Consider the following 13,904-nt stretch of genomic DNA (forward strand, 5'->3'; position numbering starts at 1 on the left):
CCGCCCGGCGCGCCACATTGCGCGGCTGGATCAACTGATTTTTCCGGGCGTCGGTCTGCCGGGTCAGAGCTGGATGCCCGTCCGGACGAGGCCGTGCGTGATGCTGCCGCTGGTCGGCAGCAGCGGGATCAGGCAGGCCTGGAGCGCATGATAGATGTCGGGCTTGCCGTAGAAGGGGCCGGCATTGGGCTTGAGGTCGTTGTCGAGCTGGGCGTGCCAGCCGCCATTGCGGCGGTCGATGAAACGGGTGGCGCAGAAGCTCCAGATGCGGCGGTACCATTCCTCATAGGCAGTGTCGCCGTCGACGGCGTTGAGGAAGGCGGCCGCCCCGATGGCCTCGCAGCAGGGCCACCAGTAGCGATCCGTGATGCGGGCGGAGCCGTCCCATTCGAGCGTATAGTAAAAGCCGCCCTTTTCGCGATCCCAGCCGTCCGACGTCGCCTGGGCGAACAGGCTTTTCGCCGCGCCGGGTAGCCAGTCGCGCTTGCGGCCGCCGAGTTCCCACAGCTGGAGCAGCAGCCGCGCCCATTCCAGCGAGTGGCCCGGTGTGGTGCCATAGGGACGGAACATCGGATCGCCGGAGTAGTCGCGGTCGACCTGCCAGTCGGTGGTGAAATGCTCGGGCAGGCGCCAGCCGGCCGCGGCCGAATGGCGGCGGATGACCAGGTCGGCGATGCGCTCGGCCATGGCCAAATAGGTGCCGTCGCCGGTCGCTTCGAAGGCGGCCATCAGCGCTTCGGTGAGATGCATGTTGGAATTCTGGCCGCGATAGTTGTCGTAGGTCTGCCAGTCACGGGTGAATTCTTCCGCGACCGCGCCGTGCGCGTCTTCCCAGAATTTCTCCGACAGTACCGTCGAGATGTCGGTCAGCAAGCGGTCGGCGTCGGGATGGCCGGCGACCTTGGCGCTCGAGGCGGCGAGCAGCACGAAGGCGTGGCCATAGGCCTGCTTGGTGTCGTTGGTCGGCCCCTCGTAGCCGACGCCCCAGAAATAGCCGCCATGCCTGGTGTCGCGATGGCCGTTCCACAGAAAGTCCATGCCGTGGTCGACCAGCGTATCGGCACCAGGACGTCCGAGCAGGTGGGCGATGGCAAAGCAGTGGACCATGCGCGTGGTGACATGGATCTGGCGGCCAGCATGTTTTCCGGGCACCGCGCCTGGGGCCAGTGGTCGGCCCTGGTTGTCGAGCTCGTAAAAGCCGCCGAGCGGGTTCAGGCTTTCACGCTCGAAGAAGGAAAACAGCGCGTCGGCCTGCTGCAGCAGCCACAGGCGGTGGGTCTTCAGTGTGCTCCACTTCGCAGGGGCGGCGGAAATTTCCAATGAAACCATGGCTGATCTGATCCTCGCCGTCCGACGATTGATGTCGCGGGACCGCCCGGGTCCCTGTCGTGCCTGCGACCTAAGACGTTCTGGCCGCTTCACTCAACAGGAAAAAGCGTGGCAGCCGTTCCACGCAAGCCTATGTGAGCCACAATCGGGTCGGGCCGCTGCATCGGCACTGGATACAGCCAATTTGCCACGCCCCTGCCCCTAGCCATCGCCTTATTCGGCCTCTAAGGAAAAATAGCGCGCTCGCCCGAGCGTCGCGAGATTTCGGGGACTGAATGACAAATTTGATGTCGTCCAAGCCGGACGACCGGATTCTGACATCCGGATTTGGCCCGCAGGCCGACAATGCTGCCGAGAAGGCAATGGTTCGCCGGCTTGCCGCGCATTGCAACCGCTTTCGCGATGCCGACGACCGCCGCGCCGCCTTCGAACTGGCGGTGACGCTGGTTCCGTTCCTGGCGATGGGGGCCGCCCTGATCTGGCTCGCCGCCTATGCTGAACCGCTGCTCGGCGGCTGGCGTTGGGGGCTGCTGGCGCTGCTGGCGCCCGTCTGCGCGGCGTTTCTGGTCAGGCTTTTCGCGATCCAGCACGATTGCGGCCACGGCTCTTTCACCACCTCGCGCGTGGCCAACCGCCTGATCGGGCGGCTGCTGAGCCTCTTCACTTTCACCCCCTATATGCTGTGGCAGAAATCGCATGCGATCCATCATGGCTCGTCGGGCAATCTCGACAAGCGCGGAATTGGCGACATCGACACCCGCACGGTGGCCGAGTATGCCGCGATGACCACCAGCGAGCGGCTGATGTACCGCCTCTATCGCAATCCGGTCCTGCTGATCGTGATCGGCGTGCCGCTCTATTTCCTCATCATGCACCGGCTGCCCTACAACGATGCCATTCCCAGGGCCGAGGCATGGCGCAGCGCCGGCGGGCTCAATCTGGCGCTGCTGGTCTTCTATGGCGCCCTCGTCTACTTGGCCGGCTGGGCGGTGATGCTGGCGGTCCTGCCGGTCGTGGTCATGGGTGCATGGGCCGGCGGCTGGCTGTTCTACGTGCAGCATCAATTCGAAGAGACGCGCTGGGACAAGGGCGAGGCCTGGGACCTGCATGTCGCGGCCTTCGGCGGCAGTTCCTGGTACGCGATGCCGCGCGTCGCACAGTGGCTGACCGGGTCGATTGGCCTGCATCATATCCACCATCTGTGCAGCCGCGTGCCGTTCTACCGTCTGCAGGCCTGTTTCGACGGCAGTGCAGAACTGCGCGCTGCCAGCCAGAGCGTAAAGCTGACATTCCGAAAAAGCGTGGCCTGCATCAAACTGGCGCTGTGGTGCGAGCATCGCCGGCGGCTGGTCACCTTCGCCGAAGCGCGGGTGTAGACGGGCTCGGCATCGCATGGCGCGCGGCTAGCGCGCATAGCCAAACCTGACAAAGTCTTCGCGATAGAGCTCGAAAATGAGGTCGCGTGCCTTCGGTGACAGATATTCCTCTGTGGCACGCCGAGCCGACGCGTTGCGATGGGGGACTTCGGGGCGGCCGGGCAATCCCAACTCGCCCCAAAGTGCCTCGATCCCGGCGTTGAGGGCCTCGAAGCGCAATATCCTGCTCACGATGATCGACCCGCGCCCATCGACCAGAAAGTCCGTTTGGGTTTGGCGCTTTTGCCGTGGCCGTTCCGCCAGAAAGTCGAGGTAGTCCTCGAAGGACATCTGCTTGACCATCTCGTGGCGATGGTGGCTGCCATGCTGGCTGATGAACTGGTAGTAGGAAATGGCGCGGTCGTAAGGGTGCCTGACCACCGCAAACGATGTGAGCGCGAAATAGCGCTCATCTCCCAGCTTGCGCCGGGCCCATTCCGCGGTTGCATGCTGCGGCGGTGTCATGAGCCGCGGATTTTCGCGCACAGGCAGTTTTGAAAGTACGCGGCGCAGTTGTGTTCGCTGCGGTCGGATCGCGTAAGGACGAAACATCGTCTTTACCGACAGCCCTGCCGTCTTCGGTATGTGCACGAACAGGAAATTGAACTGCGTCGAGATCAGCAAGGCATCCTCGATCAACAATACGTTCAAGAGGATGCTAATTTGAGGATGATGCTTGCGCAACTTCGAATTTCGCGCGGTGGGGGCGGTCTGGATATGAGGCGTGGTGCTGCAATGGTCCGCTTTTTGAATCCCGACGCAGGCATCGCCCGGGACTCGGCGATGGCATTGAGGCGATTGGTTCGCTCACTCGCCCAAGTGTGCTTTGTATGCGCCATTTGGTGGCGTCTCCGCCAGAGTTGGCGATGAAGTATCCGTTGCCCTCCTACGGGTGGGAAGCGGTCCATCCGCCCTTTGGTCGGTCAAAGCTGAAGTGGACGTTATAGCTTCTACAAGGACTACAAAACTCGCACCCAGATCAGATCCCTTACGACCCCTTCGCGCAATCCGCGCCCTTGGGGCTGTCATCCGAGTTCGGGCGGCGGAGGCGGCACATGAATGCGTGGAGTGTCGGGAAGTTCTCACTTGCTCCAAGCGCGTGCTGAACGAATGCGACGATCGCCTTCCCCTCTCGATCGGTCATCGCTTCGGCGGTTTCTCCATTCTGACCATGCCCCCAGACGGTCCACAGAGCGCCGAGATTCTCGTCGATCCGTACCGCCGCTCGATAGAAGGTCCTGTCGGGACTCGTGTAAACTTGCGCTTGGCAGACGATCACAGCCTCCCCCGGCATCTGAGGTAGGGGGTGTCGTTGCTCATCTGAGTTGCTGCAATTGAACGGCCCGCGCATATCGGCGAACTGGCGTAGGTCCACGAGTTTGAAACGATTGACGGGAAGCGCCTGTTGGATGGCGGCCCAGGGATTGTCGCATACAGACCGTGCCCATTCTCGGGTCAGCAGCGGGCACATCTCACGTTGGCGCATGTCGAAGTCGTTCCAGCCGTATGTTCTCACCTCGACAGAAAGCTCATCAAGCGCCAACGGGTGCCTTGGGTTTGCGGCATCGCGCAAGACTTTGCTTGCCGCGTCCAATGCGCGTTCGTTGTCGCCCTTTCGATCGAAGGAAAAGGACTGCTTTCGATAAGCGTAGTCTTCCAAGGCAATGAAAGGGAGAACCAGTATGTGTTCTGCGATTGCCACATGAACGTCGGTGGCGAGACGCTGTATGTCGACCGCTGGCTGTTCGTCCTCACCGCACGAAGCGAGAGCAGAACACATACCCGCGATCAGTGCTGAGGATAGCAAGCGTAAGCGAAGTGCTTTCGTCATACGGCCAGCTTTGAACAGATTGTGAATGGTAGATTTTTATAGTGTAACGAAAGCCGCGTAATGTTGAAAGTGGTCGAATATTGTCATTCCGTGATGTTGAAGACAGCCATTGCTCGCGAAGGCAGTATCACGCCATTTATTGTGTCTAGGATTCGCGGTCGTCAGTCATTTAGAAATACGTAATGAAGGCCATGCGACCTTTTCTGCGAGAAATTTGTTTCCATATCCACATATACTAGGGCAGGGATGTTCCCCCCGTGGGTACTTGGCTGGGTACGCAGGATACCTAGCGCCCACTCTATGTTGTTGATTTTATTGAGAAAAATAGACGAAATTGATCCGCTGGTGGAGCTGAGGAGGATCGAACTCCTGACCTCGTCATTGCGAACGACGCGCTCTCCCAGCTGAGCTACAGCCCCATCCAGCGGATGCCGCATTTATTGGCTGCGCGGGCCTTCTGTCAAGGGAGCGTTTTCTTGTCTTGATCAGTAATGCTTGGTGAGGTGCCTGGAGCCTGACGAAGGCGGGCCGGGCCGCGGCAGAGGGTCGTGAGGCGGAAACCAGCATGGGCATTCCGCTACCGTGAGTCTGGTCGGGGCAAGCCATGCCCATCGTGCCGGGTCTTGCCGCGCAGCCAGGCAATGGCTAAATGTCGGCAACTCATTGGAGAACGGCATGCTCGCCCTCATTCAGACGATCGTTCTGGCCCTCGACCTCTACTGGTGGATCATCATCGCCTCGGCGATCTTTTCGTGGCTCTATGCCTTCAACGTGGTCAACCCGCGCAACCAGGTCGTCGGCGCCATCGGCAACATGCTCTACAGGCTGACCGAGCCGGCGCTGCGCCCGATCCGTCGTTTCATGCCCGACCTCGGCGGCGTCGACATCTCGCCGATCATCCTGCTTCTGGCGCTGTTCTTCGTCAGGCAGTTCTTCCTGACGACCATCGTTCCGCTCATCCTCTGACCGTCCTCTCGGTGTCCGGCTTCTTCCGGGAGTGCCGCGACGGCGTCGAGCTTCATGTGCGGCTGACGCCGAAATCCCCCAGGGATACCATCGAGGGCGTCGAGGCGACCGCCGACGGCCGCAGCCACCTCGCCGCGCGGGTGCGCGCGGTGCCGGAAAAGGGTGCGGCCAATGCGGCGCTGGAAAAGCTCATGGCAACAGCGCTCGGCCTTCCCAAGAAAACCGTCTCGGTGATCGCCGGCGGCACGTCGCGGCTGAAGACGGTGCGCATTGCCGGTGACGTGAACGAGATCTCGGCAAGGCTTGATGCATTGGCGCAGGCGCTGCGCTAAAATCTTCGCATTGGCGCATCTTCTGGGCCCGTGGCGCGTTGTCGCCGCGGGAATACCGGAAGGAGGCCGCGATGCGCATGCTGGTCACTGCCGTGTTCGCTGGATTGCTCACTCAAGCGGCCTGGACGGACGGGATTTCGAGCGCCTACACCGAACTGAGGGCCTCGCGCGACTGCACGACCTTCGATGGAAACAATTTCGGCCAGGGCGAGTTCGCCCGCCTCGTCTGTCCGGGCTATCGCGGCTATCCGGTGCTACTGTTTGCCAGCGACCTGCGCCAGTCGCTGTTCTACGGCTTTCCTCCTAGTGACCTCGACAGGCTGAAGCTGGAGAGTTTCGGCTCCTTCAACTCGACCGGAGGGACGATCGAATGGCGGATATCGACGCATCATGGGGTGTCGACGCCGTTTGCGGCAATCCATCGCTGGTATGTCGCCGACAGTCCGGACTCATCGAACCAAATCGAGATCCTGGTGGTGGCCAAGGTCGCCCAGCCCGATTCGACCGATGGCTGCACCGTCGGTCTGGTGCTCGCCACCGGCAGGCCCGATGCGATCGAGATTGCACGCGGGATCGCCGACCAGGAGGCGCGGGACTTTGTCTGTGGCCAAGACAAGCGCATCGTGGTCGGTGGACCGATGCCGGAATTCGACCTGCACGACAGCTCGGCGCGGTAGTGCATGCCCCCGGAAAGCGCAACACATGACACGGCCCGCAAATCGGTTCTGATTTGCGGGCCGATGCGCTTGCGGATTTCGGATCGAAAGTGCTGAGGCCTCAGGCCTTTTGCTGCTTGGCGCGCTCGATCGCCTCGACGATCATCTTCTTGGCGTAGGCCGCGTCGTGCCAGCCGCCGATCTTGACCCACTTGCCGGGCTCGAGATCCTTGTAGTGCTGGAAGAAGTGCTCGATCTGCTTGAGGGTGATCTCGGGCAGGTCGGTGTGATTGAACACGTTCTCGTAGCGGCGCGTCAGCTTGGGCGAGGGTACGGCGATGACCTTCTCGTCCTGGCCGGCATTGTCTTCCATGACCAGCACACCGATCGGGCGCACGTTGATGACGCAGCCGGGGATGAGCTGGCGGGTGTTGCAGACCAGCACGTCGATCGGGTCGCCGTCGCCGGAAAGCGTGTGCGGGACGAAGCCGTAGTTACCCGGATAGGTCATCGGCGTGTAGAGGAAGCGGTCGACGACCAGCGTGCCGGCGTCCTTGTCCATCTCGTACTTGATCGGCTGCCCGCCGACGGGCACTTCGACGATCACGTTGACGTCTTCGGGCGGATTCTTGCCGATCGAAATGGCATCGATGCGCATGGGGGAAGCTCCAGATTTAAGGTGCCTCCCGATAACCGCCTTGGGCTGCGTGTGCAATGCAATATTGCAGCGGCGAAAGGCGAGAGGCGCTCAGGCCCCGGTCACTCCCAGACGAAGGCGACCTTCTTCAGCGCCTTCTGGTCGAAGACCTCGACGCCTTCGGCGATGTCGCGGCCACCGGCGCCGGCATAGAAGGCCAACGCGTTCTCGTTCTCTTCCAGCGCCCAGACGACCATGCCCTTGAGGCCGTGGTCGGCAAGCCGTTGACGCGCTGCGGCAAACAGGCGGCTGCCCAGGCCGATGCCCTGGCACTCGGGGCGAAGGTAAAGCTCGTAGATCTCGCCCTGCTGCTTGAGTTCACGGGCCCGGTTGCGGCCGAGCGTGGCGTAGCCGGCGACCTTGCCGCCGATCTCGATGACCAGGACGGTGGCGGCGCGGCGAATCGCGTTGGCCCACCACTCGCCGCCGCGGCGGTTGATCATGGCGGTCAGCGCGCGGTGCGGGATGATGCCGCAATAGGCGCCGCGCCATGCCTCGTGATGGACCTCGGCGATGGCATCCGCATCGCGCGGCTCGGCTTTCCTGATGTCGATCGTCAGCGTGTTCATGGTTTCTTAACCATAAACCGCCATTCGCCTGTTGCAAAGAGTCCGCCTGCCAGCCGAGCGGCATTTCACACGATTGGGAACGAATGGCGGGTCAGATCTCGACGAGGTGGTCGTCGAGTTCGTTGACGTCTTTCGCCGACACCGGAAAGTGCTCGGCCAGCAGGCCGCCCACTGTGGCGATGGCGGCAACGAAGCCGTCGGCAAGGCGGTTTTCACGGGCGTGGCCGATCAGGTCGCGGACGACGCCGTCCCACTTCGCCTGGTCGACCTTGGCGTCGATGCTGGCGTCGGCGATGACGGCCGCGTAGCGTTCGGCCAGCGAGACGAAGACAAGCACCCCGGTGCGCGCCGCCGTCAGATGTACGTTGCGGGCGTAGAATTGCCGCAGCGCATTGGCATGGGCGGCGCGGTAGAGCAGGCGGCGCGGCACCAGCCAGATGCGCAAGGGCGGCCACCACCACAAGAGAGCGCAGACGGCGGCGACGGCGAGCAGCTGGACGATGAGGAAATGCGGCAGGCTGATGTCGATCCACCAGTATTGCAAGAGGTACGCGGCGGCGACGCCGACGACCAGGATGCCAAGCGTGGCGGCAAACGCCGAGGCGAAGAAATAGCCTTCGCTGCGGCGGGCGACGACACAGTAGATCTCGCCTGCGGTCTCGGCCTCGGCGGCCCGGATGGCGGCGGCGATGCGCTCGTGATCACCTGGATTGAGGGTTGCTTCAGCCATGTCGTCCTACCATCCACCCGAGGCGCCGCCGCCGCCGGAAGAGCCGCCTCCACCGGAGAAGCCGCCGCCGCCGGACGACCATCCGCCACCACCGCCGGACCAGCCGCCTGATGTCCAGCCGCCGCCGGACGAAGAGCCGGAGCGCTTGTTGTAGTCGAAGGTCATGCCCAGCCATTCGTAGCGCGCCGGCCCGAGCTTGCGGCCGAACATGCGCGGCAGGACGGCCATGGCCATGCCGCCGAAGAGCATGGTGGCCCACAGCGCCAGGAAGACGAAGAAGATGATCTCGTCCTCGCTGAGGCCGGTCGAGCTGGTCTGCTCGTTGCGCCTGGCGCGCGCCTCAAGTTCCTCGCCATTGCCTTCGAGCACCATGATGACGTCGTCGACGGCCTTGGAGACGCCGCCGGAATAGTCGCCGGCGCGGAAGGCCGGAACCATGGTGTTTTCGATGATCAGCTTGCTGTGCAGGTCGGTCAGCGTGCCTTCGAGGCCGTAGCCGACCTCGATGCGCATGCGCCGGTCGTTGGGTGCCACGAGCACCAGGATGCCATTGTCCTCGCCGGCCTGGCCAAGCTTCCAGGCGCGGTACAGGCGGTTGGCGTAGGGTTCGATCTCTTCGCCGCCGAGGCTCGGAATCGTGGCGACGACGATCTGGTCGGAGGATTTCTTCTCGAAATCGGCGAGTTTCTGAACGAGCGCCGCCTTCGTTGAGGGATCGAGGATGCCGGCATCGTCGACGACACGGCCGGTGAGGGCGGGAAGCTCGGCGGCGAGCGCAGGCAGCGCAAGCACCAGAAGCAGGAAAATAGCGCTGGCTATGCCGAGGGGGCGCTTGAGCACCCCCCTCTGACCTGTCCAAACGCTTGCGCTCGAGGTCATTTCCGCCACTTCACCAGTAGGGGCCAGCGTTGCGTGTCACCCGCCCTGCTTGGTGCCAAAATCGACCTTGGGCGCTTCGAGCTTGTCTTCGGCGACGGTGAAGTTCTGGAACGGCTGGCTGTGGAACCAGAGCCAGTTCCACAGCATCGCCGGGAAGGTCTTGAGCGTGGTGTTGTAGACACGCACGGTCTCGATGTAGTCGCGGCGGGCAACGGCAATGCGGTTCTCGGTGCCCTCGAGTTGGGCCTGCAGCGCGATGAAATTCTGGTTGGCCTTGAGGTCGGGATAGTTCTCGACGACGGCGAGCAGGCGCGACAGCGCGCTGGTGAGCCCGGCCTGGTTTTCCTGGAATGCCTTGAAGGCGTTCGGGTCGGTCAGTGTCTCCGGCGTGACGGTGACCTGGGTTGCCTTGGCGCGGGCCTGGACGACGCCTTCGAGCGTGTCCTTTTCGTGCGAGGCGTAACCCTTCACCGTCTCGACCAGATTGGGGATGAGATCGGCGCGGCGCTGGTACTGGTTGAGCACCTCGCTCCAGGCAGCCTTCGCCTGCTCTTCCTGGGTTGGGATGGTGTTGTAGCCGCAGGCCGAAAGGAATGGAGCTGCAAGCAGCAGGAACGCAAATGCGGTGAGGATACGGAAAGAGGGAAGTGCCGACGAAGCGCGCGTTTGCATATGAATATCCTCGACAAAGCAACTGGTCGCAAAGCATTATCACAAACACGGTCGGAAATAACCGGTCGTGAACTGGCGATGACGCTGGGAGAATTTTGACGATGGCGTCGCCCCGAGACAGCGATGGCGAAAAGGAATCGCGCCGCATCCTCGATCGCATCGCGCGTGAAAGCGAAAGCGGCGGCGCATCCTATATGGCGCGCAAGACCACGGAGATGCGCGACCATCTTGCCGCCGCCGATGTCGACAAGTCCGATCCGGTCGAGCAAATCGGTACACGCATCGGCCGTATCCTCGGCTTTGTCCTGACCATCGGCCTGCTTCTGTGGCTGATCCATTTTCTCGTTCGAGGCGGATAATTTCATGACATCTCAAGCTGAGGCAGCCGCGCCGCGCGCGGTCATCGTCGTGTCGAGCCATGTGGCGCGCGGATCGGTGGGCAACCGCGCGGCGGTGTTCGCGCTGGAGACGCTGGGACACCCGGTCTGGGCGGTGCCGACGGTGATCCTGCCATGGCATCCCGGGCATGGTCGCGCCACCCGCATCGTGCCGCCGACCGAACAGTTTGCAGCACTGATGGCCGACCTCGAGCGGGCGCCGTGGCTCGGCGAAGTGACGGCGGTGTTGTCGGGCTATCTCGGCGAGCCGGGCCAGGTCGAGGCGGTGGCTTCGTTGGTCGAGACGGTCAAGGCCAGAAACCCCAGCGCGCTCTATGTCTGTGATCCGGTCATCGGCGATGCCGGCGGGCTTTATGTCGCTGATGCGCTGGCTGCCGGCATTCGCGACCGGCTGCTGCCTCTGGCCGACATCGCCACGCCCAATCGCTATGAGCTGGAATGGCTGGCGGGTGCCAAGCTCGACGATCTCAGGGCGACCATGGCCGCCGCCCATGCGGCGGCGCCGGCAACGATGCTGGTGACCTCGGCGCCAGCGATGATGGCGAGCGGCACCGGTAATCTGCTGGTCACGCAATCGCAGGCGCTGCTGGCCGAGCACCGCACGGTCGAGCGGCCGCCGAACGGGCTCGGCGACCTGACGGCGGCGGTGTTCCTCGCCCGTCTGCTGGCCGGCCAGCCGGGGGCCAAGGCGCTGCAGTCGACCACTGCCTCGGTCTATGAAATCCTTGCCCGCACATCGAAGCGCGGCGGCGACGAGCTGCAGCTCGAGACCGATGCGCAGAGCCTGTCGCATCCGATGGCGATGGTGGAGCTGCGCAACCTTATCCATCCCGCGCGGAGCCGAAAACCCGGCGTGGAATCGGGGGCTTGACGGTTGCCGGCGTCGACGGCTGCAAGGCCGGCTGGATCGCGGTGATCCGGCAAGACGCTGCAGAGTTGCCGGAGGCCAAGGTATTCGCGAGCTTCGCGACGCTGATCGGCGCATTGCCCGGCGATGCCACAGTCGCAGTCGACATGCCGATCGGCCTGCCTGATTTCACAGGCAAGGGCGGGCGCGGGCCGGAGGCGCTGGTGCGGCCGCTGCTTGGGCAACGCCAGTCGAGCGTCTTTTCCATTCCGTCGCGCGCGTCGGTTCATGCCGAGACGGCACCTTTCACCACTGTCGAGGAATGGTATGCGGCGCATCGGCGGGCAAGCGAAGTTGCGATGCGCACCTCGGAGCCGCCGCGCGGGGTGTCGATCCAGGCCTTCGGCATCTTTTCGAAGATCCGCGAGATCGACGCGCTGATGATCGCGCGGGCGGAGCTGCGCGAAAGGGTGATCGAATCGCATCCCGAGATGGCGTTCTGGCGGCTCAACGGCGGCCAGGCGATGAGCCTGCCGAAGAAGGTGAAGGGCAGCGTCAATCCTGAGGGCATGGAGGAGCGCAAGGCGCTGCTGGCGCGGGTGGGCCATGACCGCGCCTTTCTCGAGCAGGCGCTGCCACGAGGGGCGGCAGCGGACGACTTTCTCGACGCCTGTGCGATGATGCTGATCGCCTGTCGGCACAGGCGCGGCGAGACGGTGAGCTTTCCCACCCCGCCAGGCAGGGATGGCTATGGCATTCCGGTCGCTATCTGGGCTTAATGGGCCTGGAAGGTTCGTTGCAGAGGAGCGGCGATGAAGGCGATCAAGGCAATTGTGGTGGCTGTCGCGCTGAGTATGGTCCTTCAGGCCGGCTTATTTCACGCGTCTGCCCAGCAAAGCATCGTCGACCGCTGGTATGCGGCGCTGCTCCAGGCTGACCGGGCAGCACTTTCGGAACTGCTGGCCGACGATGCGACGATCAGGCTCGACGATCTCGGCGTGACCCAAAGCAAGGACGAGTTCATCGCCTCGATGGATGAGTGGCAGTCCGCCGTGAAGGGAGCCGCGATCCGGCACAGGGTCGAGAGCGAGGTGGGCGATACGGTTGTCGTGCTGACCTGCTACGACTTCCCCAACAACGACATGGCCATGCGCGAGACCTTTACCACCAGGGATGGTCGCATCGTTGCGAATACGCAGATGACGATCGGCGAAGATTGCGAGGGCATCTAGAGCATTTCCGCTTTTCTCCGAATCGCGGAAATGCTCTATCTCTTTGTTTTTACGCAATTCCTGACGCAAAACCGCTGCGCACTTTTGCTGGAATTGCTCTAGGCAGCGGTCACAGGGGAAGGCTCGGCAGCCTGCGCCACGCCAGCCAGGACAGGACAGCAATCAGGCCCATGGTCGGGACGACCGTGGCGAGGGCCGTCACGGGATCGCCGATCATCGCCGCAGCGGTGCCGCCGACGAGGCCAGCCCCCATCTGGAAGAAGCCCATCATCGCCGATGCTGCGCCTGCATTCCTGGGGAAGGGGGCGAGTGCCGCGGTCATCATCGCCGGTGTGACCATGGCGATGCCGAAGGCATAGATACCGATCGGGCCCATGACGAGCAGGAAGGTCGGCTCGTGCATCCTGAGCAGTACGGCCATGGCAATGGAGCCGATGGCGATGAAGGTCAGGCCAACGGGCACCATCCGCGCGGCGCCATAGCGCGGCATGATCATGCGCATGATGAACGAGCCGGCCATGAAATTCGCCGTCTGCATCAGCATGCCGAGGCCGAACTGGGTGGCGGTGAGGCCAACGCGTTCCATCAGGATGAAGGCAAGCACGGTCGCCTGGGTGTAGATCGCCCCCGATGTTCCGGCGATGACGAGACAGCACAGGATGAACTGGGGGCTGCGCAGCAACGACCCGTAGGATCTGAGTAGCGCTGCCGGCCGGATGCGGCTGAGATCGCGCGTCACGGTCTCGCGCAGGGCGACGAACGTGACCAGCGTGACGATGCTGCCGATCAGGACCATGATGACAAAGATGGCGTGCCAGCCGAAGAACTCCATCGTCAGGCCGCCGATCGTCGGCGCAATGGCTGGGCCGACGGCAAGCAGGATGCCGATCATGTTCATGATGCGGGCCGAGCGCTCATGGGTGAAGATGTCGCGCACGACCGCACGCGAAACCGCAACGCCTGCCGCAGCCCCCACCCCTTGAAGGAACCGTGCGACAACCAGCGTTTCGATGTTGGGCGCTACCAGTGCCAGCACACTGGCGGCGAGATAGATTGCCATGAAAGCAAGCGTGATCGGGCGACGGCCGAAACCGTCGGACAGCGGCCCGCAGACCAACTGGGCGAAGGCGAATCCGCCGAAATAGAGCGAAAGCGTCATCTTGACCGCGGCCTCGGTGGTGCCGAAGGCGTGGACGATTTCGGGCATCGCAGGGGTGAAGAGGGCGAGCGAGATCGGGCCGACCGCCACCATCAGGCCGCCGATCAGCGACACCCGGCGCTCGCTCATGATAGGTGCAGTGGGCGCAGGCGTGGCATCAGCCGTTTGGGCGGCCGTGATTTCGGAACGCAT

General features: G+C 63.2%; 17 protein-coding genes and 1 tRNA gene. 8 read left to right on the plus strand and 10 right to left on the minus strand.

Annotated elements, in window-relative coordinates; all coding sequences use genetic code 11:
- Window positions 1-63: 63 nt before the first annotated feature.
- On the minus strand, window positions 64-1,329 hold the full coding sequence (locus ABSY17_RS25125) for an AGE family epimerase/isomerase (protein WP_378947025.1): 1,266 nt from the start codon (window positions 1,327-1,329) through the stop codon (window positions 64-66).
- A gap of 275 nt (window positions 1,330-1,604) precedes the next feature.
- On the opposite strand from ABSY17_RS25125, the gene ABSY17_RS25130 reads away from it, so the two are divergent.
- Window positions 1,605-2,705, plus strand: coding sequence for a fatty acid desaturase (locus tag ABSY17_RS25130; protein WP_378947027.1), 1,101 nt, complete (start codon window positions 1,605-1,607; stop codon window positions 2,703-2,705).
- A gap of 27 nt (window positions 2,706-2,732) precedes the next feature.
- Here the strand turns inward: ABSY17_RS25130 and ABSY17_RS25135 are convergent, their stop codons facing one another.
- The 3 genes from ABSY17_RS25135 to ABSY17_RS25145 all read right to left on the minus strand — a co-directional run bounded on the left by ABSY17_RS25135 (window position 2,733) and on the right by ABSY17_RS25145 (window position 4,994).
- Window positions 2,733-3,383: a sulfotransferase family 2 domain-containing protein gene (locus ABSY17_RS25135; RefSeq protein WP_378947030.1), complete on the minus strand. Its 651-nt coding sequence runs from the start codon at window positions 3,381-3,383 to the stop codon at window positions 2,733-2,735.
- Window positions 3,384-3,732: 349 nt separating this feature from the next.
- Window positions 3,733-4,575, minus strand: coding sequence for a hypothetical protein (locus ABSY17_RS25140; RefSeq protein ID WP_378947032.1), 843 nt, complete (start codon window positions 4,573-4,575; stop codon window positions 3,733-3,735).
- A gap of 343 nt (window positions 4,576-4,918) precedes the next feature.
- Window positions 4,919-4,994, minus strand: a tRNA-Ala gene (locus ABSY17_RS25145).
- 256 nt (window positions 4,995-5,250) lie between these two features.
- Here ABSY17_RS25145 and ABSY17_RS25150 point away from each other — a divergent pair.
- The 3 genes from ABSY17_RS25150 to ABSY17_RS25160 all read left to right on the plus strand — a co-directional run bounded on the left by ABSY17_RS25150 (window position 5,251) and on the right by ABSY17_RS25160 (window position 6,550).
- The gene (locus ABSY17_RS25150) at window positions 5,251-5,541 is read left to right on the plus strand and encodes a YggT family protein (RefSeq protein ID WP_378947035.1); all 291 of its coding nucleotides are present in this window, start codon (window positions 5,251-5,253) and stop codon (window positions 5,539-5,541) included.
- Window positions 5,542-5,552: 11 nt separating this feature from the next.
- Window positions 5,553-5,873: a DUF167 family protein gene (locus ABSY17_RS25155; protein ID WP_378947038.1), complete on the plus strand. Its 321-nt coding sequence runs from the start codon at window positions 5,553-5,555 to the stop codon at window positions 5,871-5,873.
- Window positions 5,874-5,944: 71 nt separating this feature from the next.
- Window positions 5,945-6,550, plus strand: coding sequence for a hypothetical protein (locus ABSY17_RS25160; protein WP_378947041.1), 606 nt, complete (start codon window positions 5,945-5,947; stop codon window positions 6,548-6,550).
- A gap of 100 nt (window positions 6,551-6,650) precedes the next feature.
- On the opposite strand, the gene ppa is transcribed toward ABSY17_RS25160, so the two are convergent.
- The 5 genes from ppa to ABSY17_RS25185 all read right to left on the minus strand — a co-directional run bounded on the left by ppa (window position 6,651) and on the right by ABSY17_RS25185 (window position 10,076).
- Window positions 6,651-7,187, minus strand: a complete 537-nt coding sequence (ppa, locus tag ABSY17_RS25165) for an inorganic diphosphatase (protein WP_378947043.1) — start codon at window positions 7,185-7,187, stop codon at window positions 6,651-6,653.
- Window positions 7,188-7,288: 101 nt separating this feature from the next.
- Entirely contained in the window at window positions 7,289-7,795 is a 507-nt protein-coding gene (locus ABSY17_RS25170; RefSeq protein ID WP_378947045.1) for a GNAT family N-acetyltransferase, read from the minus strand.
- 91 nt (window positions 7,796-7,886) lie between these two features.
- A complete protein-coding gene (locus tag ABSY17_RS25175; RefSeq protein WP_378947048.1) occupies window positions 7,887-8,525 on the minus strand; it encodes a TPM domain-containing protein in 639 nt (212 codons plus the stop codon).
- Between the two features lie 6 nt (window positions 8,526-8,531).
- The gene (locus ABSY17_RS25180; RefSeq protein ID WP_378947051.1) at window positions 8,532-9,404 is read right to left on the minus strand and encodes a TPM domain-containing protein; all 873 of its coding nucleotides are present in this window, start codon (window positions 9,402-9,404) and stop codon (window positions 8,532-8,534) included.
- Between the two features lie 36 nt (window positions 9,405-9,440).
- On the minus strand, window positions 9,441-10,076 hold the full coding sequence (locus tag ABSY17_RS25185) for a LemA family protein (protein ID WP_378947054.1): 636 nt from the start codon (window positions 10,074-10,076) through the stop codon (window positions 9,441-9,443).
- 101 nt (window positions 10,077-10,177) lie between these two features.
- Here ABSY17_RS25185 and ABSY17_RS25190 point away from each other — a divergent pair, with 101 nt between their 5' ends.
- Genes ABSY17_RS25190 through ABSY17_RS25205 form a run of 4 tightly spaced genes read left to right on the plus strand, consistent with a single transcriptional unit; the run spans window position 10,178 to window position 12,553 of the window.
- On the plus strand, window positions 10,178-10,435 hold the full coding sequence (locus ABSY17_RS25190; RefSeq protein ID WP_378947057.1) for a hypothetical protein: 258 nt from the start codon (window positions 10,178-10,180) through the stop codon (window positions 10,433-10,435).
- 4 nt (window positions 10,436-10,439) lie between these two features.
- The gene (pdxY, locus tag ABSY17_RS25195; RefSeq protein WP_378947060.1) at window positions 10,440-11,345 is read left to right on the plus strand and encodes a pyridoxal kinase PdxY; all 906 of its coding nucleotides are present in this window, start codon (window positions 10,440-10,442) and stop codon (window positions 11,343-11,345) included.
- Window positions 11,342-12,100, plus strand: coding sequence for a DUF429 domain-containing protein (locus tag ABSY17_RS25200; RefSeq protein ID WP_378947062.1), 759 nt, complete (start codon window positions 11,342-11,344; stop codon window positions 12,098-12,100). The genes pdxY and ABSY17_RS25200 overlap by 4 nt, the downstream gene beginning before the upstream one ends.
- 33 nt (window positions 12,101-12,133) lie before the next feature.
- Window positions 12,134-12,553, plus strand: a complete 420-nt coding sequence (locus ABSY17_RS25205; RefSeq protein ID WP_378947065.1) for a nuclear transport factor 2 family protein — start codon at window positions 12,134-12,136, stop codon at window positions 12,551-12,553.
- Window positions 12,554-12,662: 109 nt separating this feature from the next.
- On the opposite strand, the gene ABSY17_RS25210 is transcribed toward ABSY17_RS25205, so the two are convergent.
- Complete coding sequence (locus ABSY17_RS25210; protein WP_378947068.1) at window positions 12,663-13,904, minus strand: multidrug effflux MFS transporter; 1,242 nt, start codon at window positions 13,902-13,904, stop codon at window positions 12,663-12,665.

Source organism: Mesorhizobium sp. ANAO-SY3R2, from assembly GCF_042466635.1.
GTDB lineage: Bacteria > Pseudomonadota > Alphaproteobacteria > Rhizobiales > Rhizobiaceae > Aminobacter.